Below are 18,899 nucleotides of genomic sequence, written 5' to 3'. Positions count from 1 at the left end.
CCCCGGTCACATACTTTTGTATGCTCCCGGGGATGCGAAAACTTGCCGCCTTCCCCCAGCACGAATTATTTAGCGCATTAGCGTAATTTTTTTATTTTAAAAATAAAACAAACACCCTCTGTAAATGACAGGGCATGGTGAGCGGCTTCGCTATGCCCAAAATCTGGAGACAGATTGCGATGGATATTCCAGTTACTGCTGCAAAAACCGGTCGTCGCCGTTACCTGACGCTGGTTATGATCTTTATTACCGTGGTCATCTGTTATGTCGACCGCGCCAATCTCGCGGTGGCGTCGGCACATATTCAGGAAGAGTTTGGCATTACGAAAGCGGAAATGGGTTACGTCTTCTCGGCTTTTGCCTGGCTGTATACGCTATGCCAGATTCCGGGGGGCTGGTTCCTTGACCGTGTTGGCTCGCGCCTGACCTACTTCATCGCCATATTTGGCTGGTCGGTGGCAACCCTCTTCCAGGGTTTCGCCACCGGGTTGATGTCGCTGATTGGTCTGCGCGCGATTACCGGGATTTTTGAAGCGCCAGCCTTCCCGACCAACAACAGGATGGTGACGAGCTGGTTCCCTGAACATGAGCGCGCTTCCGCCGTCGGTTTTTATACTTCAGGACAATTTGTCGGTCTGGCATTCCTGACTCCGCTGCTGATCTGGATTCAGGAGATGCTGAGCTGGCACTGGGTGTTCATTGTCACCGGGGGAATCGGCATTGTCTGGTCGCTTGTCTGGTTTAAGGTGTATCAGCCGCCCCGTTTAACCAAAAGTATCACTAAAGCGGAACTGGACTATATTCGTGACGGCGGCGGTCTGGTGGATGGCGATGCGCCTGTTAAGAAAGAGGCGCGTCAGCCTCTGACTAAAGCAGACTGGAAGCTCGTGTTCCACCGGAAGCTGGTGGGCGTTTATCTGGGCCAGTTTGCTGTCACCTCTACGCTGTGGTTCTTCCTGACGTGGTTCCCGAATTACCTGACGCAGGAAAAAGGCATTACCGCGCTGAAGGCGGGCTTTATGACCACCGTTCCGTTTCTGGCCGCATTCTTTGGCGTGCTGCTTTCCGGATGGCTGGCGGATAAGTTGGTGAAAAAAGGCTTCTCGCTTGGCGTGGCGCGTAAAACACCGATTATCTGCGGCCTGTTAATCTCTACCTGCATTATGGGCGCAAACTACACTAACGATCCGGTGTGGATTATGACCCTGATGGCGATAGCGTTCTTCGGCAACGGGTTTGCTTCCATCACCTGGTCTCTGGTCTCTTCGCTGGCACCAATGCGTCTTATCGGCCTGACAGGAGGCGTGTTTAACTTTGTCGGTGGACTGGGTGGGATCACCGTTCCGCTGGTGATTGGCTACCTTGCGCAAGACTATGGATTTGGCCCTGCGCTGGTCTACATCTCCGTGGTTGCCCTGATTGGCGCTCTCTCTTACATCCTGCTGGTGGGCGATGTAAAACGCGTGGGCTAATACTCCTTTACCAGCCCGCCAGACGTTGCGGTGGGCTGGTCATCCTGGCTAAGTGGGATATGCGCGATGCCGCTTCGCATAATCGCGTTTCGCAATACGGGCGCCGTCAAACAGCGACTCTTCAGGATTTTGCCATATAGCTTGCAGCGCAATTTGCGGGTGGCTTTCCGGTAAGCGCGGTTAATATCCGGCGCATCCTTCATCAGTACGGACCTGAGGATCTCCGCACTATCCAGGGCGTAGCTAATTCCTTCCAGTGAACTGGCGCTGATAAATCCGGCTGCCTCGCCAATCAGAAACGCGTTCTCTTCGCCGCAGACGAAATCCGCCCAGCGCGACGGGAAGAGTACGGTACATTTCTCGCTTTTTACCGGCGTGCCGAAGCGGAATTGAAACGCAGTCATTTTCTCTTTCAGCGCCTCGAAGCGCGCCTGGCCATCCTTCATCGGATACGCGCCGCCAAAGATGAAATAGCCGTCTTTGCTGATACTCCAGGAGTAGCAGTCCGTTGCGGCGTTATCGAAAATACAGGCGTAAAACGGGACCGGATGACTTTCCGCGAACCACTGCTGGATGGCGACATATTTGCGAATCTGATGGTCCGGATAAAGATAGCGACGCACCAACGAGTTTGCCCCGTCGGCACCCACCAGATAGCGGGCGGTAATCTGCTGTTCCCAACCGTCGGCGCGAAAAATCACGTGCCACTTCCCCTCTTCTCGCCAGATTTTTCGACACAGGCTGTCGTGGTACACCTGTACCTCATCCGGGATCAATGATTTCATCCATAAATCAAAGGCATGACGATTAATATTGATGTAGCTGCGCTGGTAATTGCGCTTCAGCGATGCGTCGGCATCCACCGTTTTGACGCTGAAAATCTGCGGGTTGGCAATGACATCCACCGGTAGCGTGATCCCGTCGCGGATGAACGAACGCTGTGCGTCCGGCGCCAGTAAACCGCCACAGGGTTTTGTAAACCCCTCGTTGCCGCACTGCCGTTTTTTATCCAGCGCAAGCACACGCATCTTGCCGCTTAGTTTACGCGCCAGCGCTGCGCCGGCCGGGCCGAGACCGATAATCGCTACGTCGAAATGTTCCATCTCTTTATCCACAAAAATGAAGTTGGCACTACGCTAAAGCCTGAAAGTGAAGTCCTTGTGAAGTATGATTGATGAAATTGTCCTTGACCCGAGCATCCCATGAAGCAAGTCACCTTTACGCCGCGTAATCATCAGCTTACCAATACCCGGACCTGGACGCCTGACAGCCACTGGCTGGTTTTTGACGTCCGTCCGTCAGGGGCTTCTTTTACCGGCGAGACCATTGAACGGGTGAATGTCCATACCGGTGAGGGGGAGGTGATTTATCGCGCAACGCAGGGAGCGCACGTCGGTGTGGTAACAGTGCATCCGCAGGCGGAGAAATATGTGTTTATTCATGGGCCTGAAAACCCGGACGCGACGTGGCAATACGACTTTCATCATCGTCGTGGCGTGATTGCCGAACAGGGACAGGTGACAAATCTGGACGCGATGGATATCACTTCTCCCTACACGCCGGGTGCACTGCGCGGCGGCAGTCATGTTCATGTTTTCAGCCCTGACGGCGAGTTTGTCAGCTTTACCTATAACGACCATGTGATGCATGAACGTGATTTGGCACTGGATTTACGCAACGTTGGCGTCGCGGTGCCTTATGGACCGGTGGCGGTATCCGCGCAGCACCCGCGTGAATACAGCGGTAGTCACTGGTGCGTACTGGTCAGCCAGACAACGCCTGACCCCACGCCGGGCAGCGATGAAATCACTCGTGCCTATGAAGAGGGCTGGGTGGGAAATCATGCGCTGGCGTTTATCGGTGATACGCTTTCCGTCAATGGTGAGAAAGTGCCTGAGCTGTTTCTGGTAGAACTGCCGCAGGATGAGGAGGGCTGGAAAACGCCAGGAGAGGCCCCTCTGGAAGGCACCGACGCAACCTTGCCCTCACCGCCGCGCGGTGTTGTCCAGCGTCGGCTGACGTTTACCCATGCACGCCGCTTTCCCGGGCTGGCGACGGTTCCGCGCCATTGGGTGCGCAGCAATCCGCAGGCAACAGAGATTGCGTTCCTGATGCGCGATGACGTGGGGATTGTGCAACTTTGGCTGATCCCGGCCCAGGGAGGCGAGCCTCGCCAGTTGACGCATCATGCCACGGGCATTCAATCCGCGTTTAACTGGCACCCGTCGGGGAAATGGCTGGGATTTGTGCTGGATAACCGTATCGCCTGCTGTGATGTCCACAGCGGCGACATTATCTTTTTAACCCAGAATCACGGCAATCCACCCTCTGCGGATGCCGTGGTATTTTCGCCAGACGGTCAGTTCGTGGCGTGGATGGAAGAGGTAGATGGTTTCCGTCAGCTGTGGATGACAGAAACCGGGCGGTAATCAGGGAGCCGGCATTTTCGCAGGAGGGATGACGGAGTTGGTTACCTGTGTTCTCTCCTCGCTTCTTTCGACACGCGATCTGACCGAATTATCTTTGCGGAACAGATCCCACGGCAACAGGAGCGTGTCCATTACCGCAGTAAAGGGCATATCCAGTATGGCCAGCGATTTAGTACCCCAGTTTGTTTCGTCATCTCCTATCATAGCGGCGCTGGCGCGGGTGCCAGGATAAGTTCCCTCTTTACCACCGGTATGTGACATTACGCTGGAGCAACCACTCAGTAAAACCATCCCACTGCACATCATCAGCGTTAACAACACATTTCTTATCATGATTTATTCATCTGTTGATCATCGGTGTTTGCACGATGAGTTATAACGATCCCTTGCCAGAAATAACATCCTCATCACGTCGCATTGTGGCGGCTATCGCACTTTAACGTTTAGTGCGCTTCCACCCAGTCTATGCAATAGACAGCAAACTGTAAAAAAAGTCAGTCAGGGATGCTTGAAAAGTTCGCAATCAGACCCATTTTGATGGTGTAGGCAAATGAAGAACACGCCTGATGGGTGTTCTGACTACCCGGCCTGTCCATGATGGAAGGTCAATGACATTCTCGCTGATTTCAGGAGCTATTGATTATGCGTAACTTTGATTTATCCCCGCTATACCGTTCTGCTATTGGTTTCGACCGTCTGTTTAATCTGCTGGAAAATAACCAGAGCCAGAGTAATGGCGGCTACCCTCCGTACAACGTTGAGCTGGTAGACGAAAATCATTACCGCATTGCTATTGCCGTTGCCGGTTTCGCGGAGAGCGAGCTGGAAATCACCGCGCAGGATAACCTGCTGGTGGTGAAAGGTGCGCATGCGGACGAGCAAAAAGAACGGACTTACCTTTACCAGGGCATCGCGGAACGCAACTTTGAGCGTAAGTTCCAGTTAGCTGAGAACATCCATGTTCGCGGCGCGAATCTGGTCAATGGTCTGCTGTACATCGATCTCGAGCGTGTGATTCCGGAAGCGAACAAACCGCGCCGTATCGAAATCAATTAATTCTGTCGGGCCGCGCTACGCGGCCTGTTATCCCAGGCTTGCCGACAGGGAGCCGATGCGAATCTACGGATTTGCAGATATCACTCGCTTCTTAGAAGGAGATTATGATTATGCGTAACTACGATTTATCCCCACTGCTGCGTCAATGGATCGGTTTTGACAAACTGGCCACCGCGTTACAAAACACCGGCGAAAGCCAGAGCTTCCCACCCTATAACATTGAAAAAAGCGACGATAATCACTATCGCATTACGCTTGCGCTGGCTGGTTTCCGTCAGGAAGATCTGGATATTCAACTGGAAGGCACCCGCCTGACCGTTAAGGGCGCGCCGCAGCAGCCTGAAAAAGAAACCAAGTGGTTGCATCAGGGACTGGTCACCCAGTCGTTCAGCCTGAGCTTTACGCTGGCTGAAAATATGGAGGTTTCCGGAGCGACGTTTACTAACGGGTTGTTGCATATCGATTTAACCCGTAACGTCCCGGAAGCAGTGGCTCCACAACGCATTGCCATTAGCGAACGTCCTGCATTAAATAGCTAATTTAGCTCCTTGCCTTTGCCCCGCCAGAAATGACGGGGCTTTTTTGTGCGCGAAGACAGCCCCGGATGTAGGGAGTGATGCCATTACCTGAAGAAAGCATTCAGCAACTTCAGTTTGCGATGAGGAAAAAGAGGTGGAAACGCCCATCATAAGGGCGCTTTAGCGTCGTTTCAGCATCAGAATGTGCGCCACCCTGCATATATGCCTGAACGGTTCAGTCATAATCCACTTAAATAGAAATGTTATTCACAGGGAACAAAAAAATGAGTGATATAGCATTGACGGTCAGCGTTCTGGCGTTGGTGGCGGTTGTCGGATTATGGATCGGCAATATCAAGGTGCGGGGTGTCGGCTTTGGCATCGGCGGCGTGTTGTTCGGCGGTATCATCGTCGGTCACTTCGTCGATCAGGCTGGAGTGACGCTGAGCGGCGATATGCTGCACTTCATCCAGGAATTTGGCCTGATTCTTTTTGTCTACACCATTGGGATTCAGGTGGGACCGGGGTTCTTCGCCTCGTTGCGGGTTTCTGGCCTGCGTCTCAATCTGTTTGCGATTTTGATCGTCATCATGGGTGGGCTGGTCACCGCAATTCTGCATAAAATTTTTGCCATTCCGCTGCCGGTGGTGCTGGGGATATTCTCCGGTGCGGTCACCAATACCCCAGCGCTGGGTGCCGGACAACAAATCCTGCGCGATCTGGGTACACCAATGGAGCTGGTGGACCAGATGGGGATGAGCTACGCCATGGCGTATCCGTTTGGGATTTGCGGTATTTTGCTGACCATGTGGCTGATGCGCATGATATTCCGCGTCAATGTGGAAGCGGAAGCGCGGCAGCATGAATCGACGCTCACTAACGGGCATTCGTTGATTCAGACCATCAATATCCGCGTTGAGAACCCAAACCTGAATAATATGGCGATTCAGGATGTGCCGATCCTCAACAGCGATAAAATTATCTGCTCACGCCTGAAACGTGAGGAGACGCTGATGGTGCCGTCGCCAGGAACCGTGATTCAACTGGGTGATTTGCTGCACCTGGTTGGGCAGCCTGGCGATCTGCATAACGCACGACTGGTGATTGGTCAGGAGGTAGATACCTCACTGTCGACCCGGGGGACCGATTTGCGCGTTGAACGTGTCGTGGTGACCAACGAAAAAGTGCTCGGCAAACGCATCCGCGATTTGCACTTTAAAGAGCGTTATGACGTGGTGATCTCGCGCCTAAACCGTGCGGGTGTTGAACTGGTAGCCAGCAGTGATGCCAGTCTGCAATTTGGTGACATCCTCAATCTGGTGGGGCGACCGACCTCGATTGATGCCGTTGCCAATGTTGTCGGTAACGCCCAGCAAAAACTGCAACAGGTACAGATGCTGCCGGTGTTCATTGGCATCGGTCTGGGTGTGCTGTTGGGGTCAATTCCGCTCTTTGTTCCCGGCTTCCCGGTAGCATTAAAACTAGGCCTGGCGGGCGGGCCGCTGATTATGGCATTGATTCTGGGGCGTATTGGCAGCATTGGTAAGCTGTACTGGTTTATGCCGCCGAGTGCGAACCTTGCGCTACGTGAACTGGGGATTGTGCTGTTCCTTGCGGTGGTGGGGCTGAAATCGGGCGGTGACTTTATCGATACGCTGACGAAGGGCGACGGTTTGAGCTGGGTGGGCTACGGTATTTTTATTACCGCTATCCCGCTTATCACCGTCGGTTTACTGGCACGTATTTTTGCCAAAATGAACTACCTGACGCTGTGCGGGATGTTGGCTGGTTCGATGACCGATCCGCCGGCGCTGGCGTTCGCCAACAACCTGCATGCCACCAGCGGTGCGGCGGCGCTGTCATATGCGACGGTGTATCCGCTGGTAATGTTCCTGCGCATTATCACCCCGCAATTGCTGGCGGTGATTTTCTGGGGACTCGGCTAACCTCAGACGGAGTCCGGGTGGACGCGCCGTAAATGGTAGTCCACCTGATACTCGCTGGCGTTTCTGAACATGACTGAATAATTCAAAAACTCCCCGCTATCGCTGTAGGACAGTGACGTAATCCGTAGCAACGGTGTCTGCTCCGGAACATTCATTTGGGTTGAAAGCTGTTTATCCGCAAGTACAGGTGACAGACTTTCATAATTACCGCTGATCGTGATCCCGCACTCTTTTTCGATGTAATCGAATTTTGACCCCTCCAGATGGATAAGTGAGAGGTTGCGGAAGAGTTTTACCGGCATATAACTGTCTTCCAGCATTAAGGGCTTACCGTCAACATAACGTACGCGGCGCGAAAAATAGATACGTTCGTTAATCTGAATACGAAGCTGGCTGGCAATCGCCGGGGGCGCAGGCATGAGTTCGAAAATCAGTACCTGACTGGTCACCTCTTTCCCCTGTTGCTTCAGTACTTCTGCCAGTCCGGTCAGGTTGGTGGTTTCATGATGGACATCTTTGCGCGCCACGTAGGTGCCACTCCCGTGACGACGCACGACTAAACCCCAACCCACCAGCACCTCAATCGCTTTACGGATCGTCATTCGCGAGACCGCAAATTCGACGGCGAGCTTTTTTTCACCCGGTAACGGGCTTCCGATGTTGTAATCGGAAGAGTTCAGGCGAATTCGTAGTCGTTCTGCTATTGATTTGTAGATCACTACCAGACCTCTTTTTCCCTTTAAACACCGCTGATAAAACCTTCAGATGTCTAACTTTTATTAAAAAAGTAGACCTCATTGATGAAATTAAAACCATGAAAGCGATCACGAATCGTCGCGACATGTCATGTCCTGAGGATCGCAACTTTCTATTCTCGTGTCAGGCCAGCAATCACTACAAAAAAGGCCTCTCCCTACTGGTTGTTACATGAGGATGTGAAAATGCTCAGTCAAATACAACGTTTTGGTGGCGCGATGTTCACCCCGGTACTGCTCTTTCCCTTTGCCGGTATTGTGGTGGGTATTGCCATCATGCTCCGTAACCCACTTTTTGTGGGTGAAGCGCTCACCGATCCCAACAGTCTTTTTGCACAAATCGTCACCATTATTGAAGAAGGCGGGTGGGCGGTGTTCCGCAATATGCCGTTGATTTTTGCCGTCGGTTTGCCCATTGGTCTGGCAAAGCAGGCTCAGGGACGTGCCTGTCTCGCAGTACTGGTCAGCTTCCTGACATGGAATTACTTTATCAATGCGATGGGGATGACCTGGGGCCATTTTTTTGGCGTCGATTTCAGCGTAGATCCGACAGCGGGTAGCGGTTTGACCATGATGGCCGGGATTAAAACGCTTGATACCAGCATTATTGGCGCTATTGCCATTTCAGGTATTGTCACCGCGCTCCATAACCGTTATTTCGATAAGCCGTTGCCGGTTTTTCTGGGGATTTTCCAGGGATCGTCATTTGTGGTCATCATTGCCTTCCTGGTGATGATTCCCTGCGCCTGGCTCACTTTGCTGGGGTGGCCAAAAGTACAAATGGGTATTGAATCGCTGCAGGCGTTTTTGCGTTCTGCCGGAGCCCTTGGTGTGTGGGTCTATATTTTCCTCGAACGCATCCTTATCCCAACCGGTTTACACCACTTTGTCTATGGGCCGTTCATTTTTGGTCCGGCGGTGGTTGAAAGTGGTATTCAGGTTTACTGGGCACAGCACTTGCAGGAATTTAGCCAGAGTATTGAACCGCTGAAAACCCTGTTCCCGGAAGGTGGCTTTGCGCTACATGGTAATTCTAAAGTCTTTGGCTCAGTCGGCATTGCGCTGGCGCTCTACTTTACCGCCGCCCCGGAAAACCGTGTAAAAGTGGCCGGTTTACTTATCCCAGCGACGCTAACGGCCATGCTGGTGGGGATTACCGAACCACTGGAATTTACTTTCCTCTTTATCTCGCCGTTGCTTTTTGCTGTGCACGCGGTGCTGGCAGCCTCAATGGCGACAGTAATGTACCTGTGCGGTGTGGTGGGCAACTTTGGCGGTGGTCTGTTGGATCAATTCCTGCCACAGAACTGGATACCGATGTTCCATAACCATGCGTCAATGATGTTTATTCAGATTGCCGTTGGCGTCTGTTTTACGGGCCTCTATTTCGCCATCTTTCGCGCACTGATCCTGCGTTTCAACCTGAAAACGCCGGGTCGTGAAGAGAGTGAAATCAAACTCTACAGCAAAGCCGATTACCAGGCCGCGCGCGGAAAAACCAGCGCAGCAGCCGCTTCTGATAACCAATTGGGTCAGGCTGCCGGTTTACTACAGGCGCTCGGTGGCGCTGCCAACATCGAAAGTATTAACAACTGTGCCACCCGGTTACGTATCACCCTGATTGACATGGCAAAAACCCAAAGTGATGACGTCTTCAAAGCGCTCGGTGCGCACGGCGTTGTGCGTCGCGGTAACGGTATTCAGGTGATTGTTGGCCTGCATGTTCCTCAGGTTCGCGACCAGCTCGAAACGCTAATGAAATCTTCTTTATCAAACGAACATATCCCCATGACGGAGGCAGTATCATGAAAAAATTCTCGGTGGTAATCGCGGGCGGCGGGAGTACTTTTACGCCAGGTATCGTACTGATGTTGCTGGCAAATCAGGACCGGTTTCCCCTGCGTTCACTGAAATTCTATGACAATGACGGGGCGCGTCAGGAGGTGATTGCCGAGGCGTGCAAAATCATTCTCAAAGAGCAGGCGCCGGAGATCGCGTTTAGTTACACCACCGATCCCGAAGCAGCCTTTACCGATGTGGATTTCGTGATGGCGCACATTCGCGTAGGGAAATACCCGATGCGCGAAAAAGACGAAAAAATCCCGCTGCGTCACGGTGTATTGGGCCAGGAAACGTGTGGACCCGGAGGGATCGCCTATGGCATGCGTTCAATCGGCGGCGTGCTGGAACTGGTGGACTATATGGAAAAATACTCGCCCAATGCCTGGATGCTGAACTACTCCAACCCGGCGGCGATTGTGGCGGAAGCAACCCGTCGTCTACGGCCGAAAGCTAAAATTCTTAATATCTGCGATATGCCGATCGGGATTGAAGGACGCATGGCGCAGATCGTTGGCCTTAAAGATCGTAAACAGATGCGTGTTCGTTACTATGGCCTGAACCATTTTGGCTGGTGGACGTCGATTGAAGATCTGAACGGAAACGATCTGATGCCAAAATTACGCGAATATGTGGCGAAAAATGGCTATGTGCCGCCTTCTGACAATGTACATACCGAAGCAAGCTGGAATGACACGTTTGCCAAGGCCAAAGACGTGCAGGCGCTCGATCCCCAAACGATGCCCAACACCTACCTGAAATACTATCTCTTCCCGGACTATGTGGTGGCGCATTCCAACCCGGAACGCACCCGCGCCAACGAAGTGATGGATCACCGTGAGAAGCATGTCTTCAGCGCCTGTCGGGCGATTATCAATGCCGGTAACGCTTCTGCGGGTGAGTTGGAGATTGATGAACATGCTTCCTATATTGTCGATCTGGCGGCAGCTATCGCTTTTAATACTCAGGAGCGGATGTTACTGATTGTGCCGAACAATGGGGCAATTCATAACTTTGATGCGACGGCAATGGTAGAAATTCCATGCCTGGTGGGACATAACGGCCCGGAACCGTTAACCGTAGGCGATATTCCGCACTTCCAGAAAGGGCTTATGAGTCAGCAGGTGGCGGTTGAAAAACTGGTGGTGGATGCCTGGGAACAACGTTCTTACCAGAAGCTCTGGCAGGCGATCACCTTATCCAAAACGGTACCCAGCGCGTCTGTGGCAAAAGTCATTCTCGATGATTTAATTGAGGCGAATAAAGGCTACTGGCCGGAATTACACTAAACCTCCTGACCGGCATCGGACGATGCCGGTCTCCTCGTTCCTGTCGATTTAGGCTATTCTGGAACCTGCTTGCAGCCCGACAAGGAATATTCATGAAACTTTCTCGCCTCGGAGAATCACCGGATTACCGCTTCTCGCTGGCAAACGAGCGTACTTATCTGGCGTGGATCCGCACTGCGCTGGGTTTTCTCGCCGCAGGCGTCGGACTTGACCAACTGGCGCCAGACTTCGCCACGCCGGTGATCCGCGAGCTGTTAGCATTGCTGCTCTGTTTGTTTGCTGGCGGCCTGGCGATTTACGGTTATCTGCGTTGGTTACGCAATGAAAAGGCGATGCGGCTGAAGGAAGATTTACCTTATACCCGCGCTCTGCTGGTTATCAGTATGATTTTGACGATTGTGGCGATCGTCGTTATGGCGCTAGTGCTGTATGCCGGATAGCCGTAAGGCCCGTCGCATAACCGATCCGGGACTGCAGCCGGAGCGTACCTCGCTGGCATGGTTTCGTACTCTGCTGGGCTATGGCGCGCTGATGGCGCTGGCAGTGAAACATCACTGGCATCAGGCGGGGCTTTTGTTCTGGGTCTCAATTGTGGTGCTGGCAATCGTGGCCATCATTCTCTGGGGCTATACCCGCAAGCGTAATCTGATGGATGTTTCGCTCCTCGATTTTTCCCAATCTCGCGCGGTTCGTGACAAATTTATGATCTCCCTCGCGGTGTTATCTCTCGCAATATTGTTTGCTGTAACGCACGTTCGCCAACTTATCCTCTTGATCGGAAATTTAGCATGACAGGATGTCAGGTCATGGCCAAACCGGCCAGCTCTTGTTGTAACCTGGATTGTCGTCACTGCTTCTACAATGATACTGCTTACCTGTCTGTGGTGGTAAATCGCCAGAACAGTCAATGGCCTGAACCGTTGTATCAGCAACTTCGCCAGAGCGGCGCTTCTCTGCTGCAGTTTATTCCACTCGTGGAGCGAGATGAACGCGGCATGCTGACGGCAGAATCGGTGGAGCCGCAGGTGTGGGGAACATTTCTCACTGCGGTATTTGATATCTGGGTGCGTGAAGATATTGGACGTATACATATCCGGCTTTTTGATATCGTGCTGAATGTGTGGTGTGGGTATTCACGGTATGAGGAAAAAACGGCGGTCAGCCCTGACTGTCAGCGCTGCACAGTATTTCGTTTTTGTCATGGAGATTGTCCAAAACATCACGATGAGAGGGGGAAAAGTGTGCTGTGCGCTGGATACAGTGAGTTTATCCATTATACCGCGCCGCACATGCGCGTGATGCGCGATCTGATCAGGCAGCATCGCTCACCGACAGAGCTGATGGCGATGCTGCGCGCAGAATGTTAGCGTCCTTTCGCCAGGTATTGCGCCATTTCTGCTTCTGGCACCATGCCGCCACCCGTCGCCCAGACCAGGTGCGTGGCATTATTAAGTTGCTCAGCGCTAATGCCCTGCATCTGCTGATAGTCAGTGGATGCGCAGACGCGCTGAGGCCCGGCCATTCCCGCCAGTGCTGACGGTTCCAGACGAATGTCCTCCTCCTGTGCCAGCCAGCCCAGCATGTCGTACATAGACCGATCGCTGAGGGTATACAACCCGTCCAGCAGACGTTCCATCGCTCTGCCGACAAAGCCGGATGCACGTCCTACTGCCAGACCATCTGCCGCTGTCTGGTTATCGATACCGATTTCCTGCACGGCGATCTTGTCGTGCAGCCCGGTATACACGCCCAGCAGCATGCATGGGGAATGGGTGGGTTCAGCGAAAAAGCAGTGCACGTTATCGCCAAATGCCAGTTTCAGACCAAACGCCACCCCGCCAGGGCCACCCCCCACGCCACACGGCAGATAAACAAACAGCGGGTGATCGGCATCCACCACGCGGCCTTGCTGTTCGAATTGCGCTTTCAGACGCTGCCCGGCAACCGCATAACCTAAAAACAGCGTGCGGGAGTTTTCATCGTCAATAAAGAAGCAGTTTGGATCGGACTCCGCTGCTTTGCGACCCTGCTCAACCGCCACGCCGTAATCTTCTTCGTATTCGACAACGGTGACGCCGTGGCTACGCAGTTTGGCTTTCTTCCATGCACGGGCATCCGCAGACATATGCACCGTAACGTTAAAGCCAATGCGGGCGCTCATAATGCCGATAGACAGCCCCAGGTTGCCGGTTGAACCCACGGCGATGCTGTACTGGCTAAAGAAGGCTGTGAACTTTGGCGAAAGCAGAACGCTGTAGTCCTCTTCGGGGGTCAGCATACCGGCTTCCCGCGCCAGTTTTTCGGCGTGCGTCAGGACTTCATAAATGCCGCCGCGCGCTTTAATTGAGCCAGATATTGGCAGATGACTGTCTTTTTTCAGCAGGATTTCCCCGCTGATTTTCTGTCCGTACTGCTTTTCCAGACGTTGTTGCATAGCCGGAATGGCGACGACCTCAGATTCAATGATCCCTCCGGTCGCAGCGGTTTCCGGGAAGGCTTTTGCCAGATACGGGGCGAAGCGCGCCAGACGGGCGTGGGCACCTTTAACGTCTTCTTCCGTCAGCCCCACATAAGGTAAACCTTCCGCCAGAGAGGTGGTTCCCGGGTTGAACCAGGTCGTTTCTCGTAGAGCCACCAGCTCCTCCACCAAAGGATACTGGGCGATGAGTTTTTGTATGTTTTCCATAGGACGTCTCTTTGCGCTTAGATGATAAAGGAAAGCAGGAATGTGCAAGCCAGTGCAATGACCGAGGCGATAAATGTCGCGGTCGTATAGTATTTGAACGTCTCATTCAGGGTGGCGCCGCAGTATTGCTTAACCAGCCAGAAGAGGGAGTCGGTGACGATCGTGCAGCCAATGGCGCCGGAACCAATGGCAATGGCGATGATCTCCGGACTGACGTTGGGATACATCGGCAGCATCGGCGCGACAATCGCCGTGGCGCCCATCATCGCCACTGTGGCAGAACCGACCGCCGCATGCAGAATCAATGCGACCAGCCAGGCCAGCAGAATCGGGTGCATATCCATGTTGGAGAGGATCACCGCTAACGTATCTGCCAGACCGCTGCTCTTGAGGATGGCGTTGAACGCGCCGCCCGCCCCGATGATCAGCAGGATATTGGCGATAGAACCAAAACCGTTTTCGGTATGGGTGAGCAGTGTGCTCATGCCGATATGCTGGCGCAGGCCGAGAATGTAATACGCCACAAAGACGGCAATAAACATGGCAGTAATCGGGTTGCCGATAAATTCCAGCAGGGTGTACAGCGTGCTGCCTTTGGTCATGTTCAGCTCAGCCACGGTTTTCACCAGCATCAAACCAATCGGCAGGAGGACGGTAAACAGTGTTGCACTTAACGACGGCAGCGTGTTTTCCTCGCGGACTTTGAGGTCTGCAAACTCAGCGGGAACCGGTTTGAACGGTAGGCGATTGCCAAGAAACTTCAGGAACAGCGGGCCACCGATCAACGACGCCATCAGGCCAACCAGCAGGCCGTAGACGATCACCGAACCAATATCCGCCCCCAGTTTATTGGCAACAAACAGCGCTGCCGGATGCGGCGGCACGACGCAGTGAACGGCCATCAGTGCGGTACACAGTGGGATAGCCAGTTTCAGCAGAGAAGTGTTGGTTTTTTTCGCGATGGAGAATGCGAGAGGAATTAACAATACCACGCCCACTTCAACGAACAGCGTGATCCCGCAAATCAACCCCACCAGCACCATAATGACGTCAGCGGAGAGCCAGCGGCAGCGCTGTAGCGTTAAGCCGATGCGTTCCGCCGCGCCGGAAACCTCCATCATTTTACCGAGAATGGTACCAAGACCGATGACGGCGGCGAGGAAGCCGAGCGTACCGCCGATCCCGTTTTCGATAGCATTGACCATGTCCAGCGGTCCCATGCCCATCATGGCCCCCACAAAGAAACTGGCGAGCAGCAGTGCCAGGAATGGGTGGAATTTGAATTTCACGATGGTCAGTACAATTAACACAATGCTAATTAGCAGCGTGCTCACAACCCAGATTTGAGAGTGCATATCTCACCTTGCCCTGTGATTTACCTGCCCCTATTGGACAAAAATTCGGCGTGCGGTGACAAACGATATAAATCCTCTTACACATGAATCAGATTGAATCAAAGAGGTGATTTGTATCGAATATTCGCTCAATTTTGCGATATGGTTCACTCTCATTCATCTTTAAGCTGATTTTTTCTGCGATCTTTTTTACACTTCGCCGGACTGAAGCTGAAGTCACCGAGGTACTCATGGAACCCCTTCGCGAAGTCAGAAACCATCTTCTGAACGGTTGGCAATTATCCAAACTGTACACATTTGAAGTGGCGGCGCGGCATCAGTCTTTTGCGATGGCCGCAGACGAGTTATCGCTGAGTCCCAGCGCCATCAGCCACCGCATTAACCAACTGGAAGAGGAGTTGGGGATCCAGCTTTTCGTGCGATCGCACCGCAAAGTGGAACTCACCCATGAAGGTAAGCGGGTATTCTGGGCGCTGAAATCGTCGCTGGATACGCTGAACCAGGAGATCCTCGATATCAAAAACCAGGAACTCTCCGGGACGTTGACCGTCTATTCTCGTCCGTCTATTGCGCAATGCTGGCTGGTGCCAGCGCTCGGTGATTTCACCCGCCGCTATCCGTCGATTTCGCTCACCATATTAACGGGCAACGACAACGTGAACCTGCAGCGCGCTGGTGTCGATCTGGCGCTCTACTTTGACGATGCGCCTTCGGCCCAACTGGAGCATCACTTCCTAATGGACGAAGCGATTCTCCCCGTCTGTAGCCCGGATTATGCCCAACGCTTTGATTTAATGGGATCTCTGGTGAATCTTTCGCATTGTACGCTGCTGCACGATCGCCAGGCCTGGAGCAATGATTCAGGGACCGACGAGTGGCATAGCTGGGCGCAACATTTTGCCGTGAATTTGCCGACATCGTCGGGAATTGGCTTTGATCGTTCGGATTTAGCGGTGATTGCTGCCATGAACCATATCGGCGTGGCGATGGGACGCAGACGTCTGGTACAAAAGCGACTGGAGAGCGGTGAGCTGGTCGCTCCTTTCGGTGAGATGGCGTTGACCTGTCACCAGCATTACTACATGACGACGCTACCCGGCAGGCAATGGCCGAAAATTGAGGCCTTTATCAACTGGCTGCATGAGCAGGCGAAGTCGTTTTCCGCAAGCGAAACTGCTACACGGTAAATAAAAAAGCGTGCTAAATACGTGATATCGCGCCTGCAACATTGCTGAGGATCATCGTGATTAAACCTCTTGTCTCGCTGTTTGTGTTTGCCAGTTTTGCCGTGGGGGCAGCGCAACCGCCGCTGACGGCGGCGCATTATGCGCAGCAACTCGGTGTGGGAATGGACGTCGACTGGGCGCGTACCGAGCAAGGTATTCGGGAGTTCGACCCGCTGGTGGTGCGGGACTTCAAGGCAAAAGGGATTGCTCATGTGCGTATTCGGGTCATCGGAGAACCCACAGAGGCGCGACTTATTCATCTGCGTAAACTGGTGGAGGCCTGCGAGCAGTTCGGCGTGATCCCAATTATCGCTTTTCAGGCGGACGAGTATAAAAATGACCCCAGTGCGAGCAACGAAAAAGAGGTGATCAACTGGTGGGTCGCGGTGGCGCACTATTTTGCCCACAGTGCACCGCTGCTGGGGTTTGATCTGATTTACGAACCGGCCGGTAAGCTGAATCATAATCTGACGTCCCTGAACCGGGTGTATGACAAAACTATTCGTACTATCCACGCCATCGATCCGCAACGGATGATTTTTGTCGCACCGCGTCTGCGTGCTGCACCGGAAGATTTGCTCAATCTCAGGCTACCGTCGCAGAGTCAGAACTATGTCCTGGCTGAATGGCATATCTTCCCGTGGGGGCCGGTGAAAAATAACGGTAAATACCCCTGGACGTCCGGGACGGCAGCAGAGAAAGCGGCGATTCGCGCGCGCATCAATACCGCTGTGCACTGGCAGCAAAAAAGTGGGCATGTCAGTTGGGTTGGTGGTTGGGCCCCGGGAGAAACCAGCAAGAATCCACCGTCCTCTTCTCAACTTTCCTTTGCCACGTTCATGGCATGTGAGCTGAAGAAGGCGAAAATTCCCTACGCGATCAACGCCGATACGCAGTTTTACGATGGGGAAGAAGGGGCCTGGCGGCCCGCGCACGAGCCGCTGTTAAGGGCGATGATAGCGCCGGACTGCGAAACGCCCGGCCAGACGGTTGTTAAATCGCTTGCCCCTGGTGTGAAAAACGCGCCGCCAACGGTAGCCAGCAAAGCAAAATCAACAGCCCCATAAGCGTCATCAGCAGCCCGAGGCTACCCTGCCCGGTTTGCGGCAGCATGGCGGAAAGCCATGCCAGTACGCCGGAGCCGATGTTTTGCAGACCGCCCACCAGCGCGCCCGCAGTACCAGCGAGGAACGGGAATGGCTCCATCGCGCCGCTGGTCGCCAGCGGGAATAGCATCCCGGCACCGAAGAAGAACAGTGCGGCGGGGATCAACAGTGTCCAGACGTTCATCACGCCAAACCAGCCGGGGATCCACATCATCAGCCCGGCCAACAGACAACTCACCACCGATTGCCACATTAGCGTTGAGAAGCGCTTATTCGGGCGACCGGCAAACCATGCGCCGAAAAACGCCGCCGGGATCGGCAGGATAAACAGGATACTCACCACCATACTGCTCAGCCCGAGCACCGCGCCCATCAGCACGCCTGAACAGGCTTCGAATACCGCGATACCGGCCAGTCCACCAATCAGCATTAGCAGATAGCAGTTAAACGCGCTGTGACCAAACAAGGTTTTATAGCTGGTCATCAGCCGCGTGCGCGGCGCGCCAGTGGGACGTGTTTCCGGCATCCAGCGCGCCATGCTGAAGGTGACGCCCGCACAGAGTACAAGCAAGAAAACGTAACAGGCGCGCCAGTTCCACATCGTATCCAGTAGTCCGCCAATGAGCGGCGCCAGCAGCGGACTGACCAGAATACCCATATTCAGCATGCTGTTGGCGTGGCGCAGCTGCGTGCCTTCATACAGATCGCGCGGCAAGGTCCGTGCCATCACCCCGCCGACGCCGGTTCCCATTCCCTGCAACGCGCTGGCGGCGATCAGCACCGTCAGGCTGTGAGTCGTAATGGCGACCAGCGTGGCGAGCATAAAAATCGACATTCCGACGAGGATCACCGGGCGGCGTCCTACGCGGTCAGAAAGCGGGCCATAAAACAGTTGCGATACGCCATAGGTCAGCAGATAGGCTGCCATAACGCTTTGTACGGCCCCTTCGCGAACGTTTAGCTCGCGAGCCATGTCGGCAATGGCAGGAATATAAATGGTTTGCGCCATCTGACCCACCGCCACAAGTAATACCAACATCAACAACAAATTGACGTTTCTCTGCCTTTTCATTTCGCTGAATACTTTTCAAAAAGAGAAAAAATAAGAATAAGGTGCTGCGCATTCCCATAAATGCGAGTGAAATCTACCACACTAAAAAAAGAAGGCCAGATGGCAGGCGGGAATGAAAAGAGGCTGAACGGCAGGATATGTAAACAAAAA

At 53.5% G+C, this 18,899-nt stretch carries 18 protein-coding genes and 1 other annotated feature; of the genes, 12 read left to right on the top strand and 6 right to left on the bottom strand.

The window, feature by feature from the left end:
* The first annotated feature begins 134 nt into the window (after window positions 1–134).
* Window positions 135–1,472: an MFS transporter gene (locus I6L53_RS22650; protein WP_072015746.1), complete on the top strand. Its 1,338-nt coding sequence runs from the start codon at window positions 135–137 to the stop codon at window positions 1,470–1,472.
* Here I6L53_RS22650 and cbrA read toward each other — a convergent pair.
* Window positions 1,469–2,575, bottom strand: coding sequence for a colicin M resistance lipid reductase CbrA (cbrA, locus tag I6L53_RS22645; protein WP_042323508.1), 1,107 nt, complete (start codon window positions 2,573–2,575; stop codon window positions 1,469–1,471). The two genes, I6L53_RS22650 and cbrA, sit on opposite strands and share 4 nt — an antisense overlap.
* A gap of 99 nt (window positions 2,576–2,674) precedes the next feature.
* Between cbrA and I6L53_RS22640 the strand changes: the two genes are divergently transcribed.
* Window positions 2,675–3,901 (top strand): YidR family protein, encoded by a 1,227-nt coding sequence (locus I6L53_RS22640; protein ID WP_042323505.1) that lies wholly within the window; start codon window positions 2,675–2,677, stop codon window positions 3,899–3,901.
* On the opposite strand, the gene I6L53_RS22635 is transcribed toward I6L53_RS22640, so the two are convergent.
* A complete protein-coding gene (locus I6L53_RS22635) occupies window positions 3,902–4,234 on the bottom strand; it encodes a YceK/YidQ family lipoprotein (protein ID WP_042323504.1) in 333 nt (110 codons plus the stop codon).
* Between the two features lie 241 nt (window positions 4,235–4,475).
* Window positions 4,476–4,550: a sequence feature (ROSE (Repression Of Heat Shock gene Expression) occurs in the 5'-region of heat shock genes and acts as an RNA thermometer to modulate expression.), on the top strand.
* Between I6L53_RS22635 and ibpA the strand changes: the two genes are divergently transcribed.
* The 3 genes from ibpA to I6L53_RS22620 all read left to right on the top strand — a co-directional run bounded on the left by ibpA (window position 4,544) and on the right by I6L53_RS22620 (window position 7,421).
* Window positions 4,544–4,957: a small heat shock chaperone IbpA gene (ibpA, locus tag I6L53_RS22630; protein WP_006687722.1), complete on the top strand. Its 414-nt coding sequence runs from the start codon at window positions 4,544–4,546 to the stop codon at window positions 4,955–4,957. It overlaps the preceding feature by 7 nt.
* Before the next feature lie 110 nt (window positions 4,958–5,067).
* Entirely contained in the window at window positions 5,068–5,496 is a 429-nt protein-coding gene (gene ibpB, locus I6L53_RS22625) for a small heat shock chaperone IbpB (RefSeq protein ID WP_042323616.1), read from the top strand.
* 263 nt (window positions 5,497–5,759) lie between these two features.
* On the top strand, window positions 5,760–7,421 hold the full coding sequence (locus I6L53_RS22620; RefSeq protein ID WP_042323501.1) for a putative transporter: 1,662 nt from the start codon (window positions 5,760–5,762) through the stop codon (window positions 7,419–7,421).
* 2 nt (window positions 7,422–7,423) lie between these two features.
* Here the strand turns inward: I6L53_RS22620 and I6L53_RS22615 are convergent, their stop codons facing one another.
* The gene (locus I6L53_RS22615; RefSeq protein WP_042323499.1) at window positions 7,424–8,140 is read right to left on the bottom strand and encodes a GntR family transcriptional regulator; all 717 of its coding nucleotides are present in this window, start codon (window positions 8,138–8,140) and stop codon (window positions 7,424–7,426) included.
* A 222-nt stretch (window positions 8,141–8,362) separates the two neighbouring features.
* Here I6L53_RS22615 and I6L53_RS22610 point away from each other — a divergent pair, with 222 nt between their 5' ends.
* From I6L53_RS22610 to I6L53_RS22590, 5 genes are all read left to right on the top strand, one after another.
* Entirely contained in the window at window positions 8,363–9,985 is a 1,623-nt protein-coding gene (locus tag I6L53_RS22610; protein ID WP_042323497.1) for an alpha-glucoside-specific PTS transporter subunit IIBC, read from the top strand.
* Complete coding sequence (locus I6L53_RS22605; RefSeq protein ID WP_042323495.1) at window positions 9,982–11,304, top strand: 6-phospho-alpha-glucosidase; 1,323 nt, start codon at window positions 9,982–9,984, stop codon at window positions 11,302–11,304. Before I6L53_RS22610 ends, I6L53_RS22605 begins: the two co-directional genes overlap by 4 nt.
* 92 nt (window positions 11,305–11,396) lie before the next feature.
* Window positions 11,397–11,744 carry a YidH family protein gene (locus I6L53_RS22600; RefSeq protein WP_042323492.1) on the top strand — a complete coding sequence of 116 codons (348 nt, stop codon included), beginning with the start codon at window positions 11,397–11,399 and terminating at the stop codon, window positions 11,742–11,744.
* Complete coding sequence (locus I6L53_RS22595) at window positions 11,734–12,096, top strand: DUF202 domain-containing protein (RefSeq protein WP_042323490.1); 363 nt, start codon at window positions 11,734–11,736, stop codon at window positions 12,094–12,096. The genes I6L53_RS22600 and I6L53_RS22595 overlap by 11 nt, the downstream gene beginning before the upstream one ends.
* 14 nt (window positions 12,097–12,110) lie before the next feature.
* A complete protein-coding gene (locus I6L53_RS22590; RefSeq protein WP_224267563.1) occupies window positions 12,111–12,671 on the top strand; it encodes a radical SAM protein in 561 nt (186 codons plus the stop codon).
* Here the strand turns inward: I6L53_RS22590 and dsdA are convergent.
* Window positions 12,668–13,990: a D-serine ammonia-lyase gene (dsdA, locus tag I6L53_RS22585; protein ID WP_042323488.1), complete on the bottom strand. Its 1,323-nt coding sequence runs from the start codon at window positions 13,988–13,990 to the stop codon at window positions 12,668–12,670. The two genes, I6L53_RS22590 and dsdA, sit on opposite strands and share 4 nt — an antisense overlap.
* A gap of 17 nt (window positions 13,991–14,007) precedes the next feature.
* Window positions 14,008–15,345, bottom strand: a complete 1,338-nt coding sequence (dsdX, locus tag I6L53_RS22580) for a D-serine transporter DsdX (RefSeq protein ID WP_042323486.1) — start codon at window positions 15,343–15,345, stop codon at window positions 14,008–14,010.
* Window positions 15,346–15,575: 230 nt separating this feature from the next.
* On the opposite strand from dsdX, the gene dsdC reads away from it, so the two are divergent.
* Together dsdC and I6L53_RS22570 are read left to right on the top strand one after the other, a co-directional pair.
* The gene (dsdC, locus tag I6L53_RS22575) at window positions 15,576–16,532 is read left to right on the top strand and encodes a DNA-binding transcriptional regulator DsdC (protein ID WP_042323485.1); all 957 of its coding nucleotides are present in this window, start codon (window positions 15,576–15,578) and stop codon (window positions 16,530–16,532) included.
* A 56-nt stretch (window positions 16,533–16,588) separates the two neighbouring features.
* Window positions 16,589–17,638: a cellulase family glycosylhydrolase gene (locus I6L53_RS22570; protein WP_042323483.1), complete on the top strand. Its 1,050-nt coding sequence runs from the start codon at window positions 16,589–16,591 to the stop codon at window positions 17,636–17,638.
* Here the strand turns inward: I6L53_RS22570 and emrD are convergent.
* On the bottom strand, window positions 17,565–18,749 hold the full coding sequence (emrD, locus tag I6L53_RS22565) for a multidrug efflux MFS transporter EmrD (protein ID WP_042323482.1): 1,185 nt from the start codon (window positions 18,747–18,749) through the stop codon (window positions 17,565–17,567). The two genes, I6L53_RS22570 and emrD, sit on opposite strands and share 74 nt — an antisense overlap.
* Window positions 18,750–18,899: the final 150 nt, after the last annotated feature.

This window comes from Citrobacter farmeri, from assembly GCF_019048065.1.
Lineage (GTDB): Bacteria > Pseudomonadota > Gammaproteobacteria > Enterobacterales > Enterobacteriaceae > Citrobacter_A > Citrobacter_A farmeri.
Note: the sequence above shows the minus strand (reverse complement) of the source record. Positions and strands in the feature narration are given on the sequence as shown.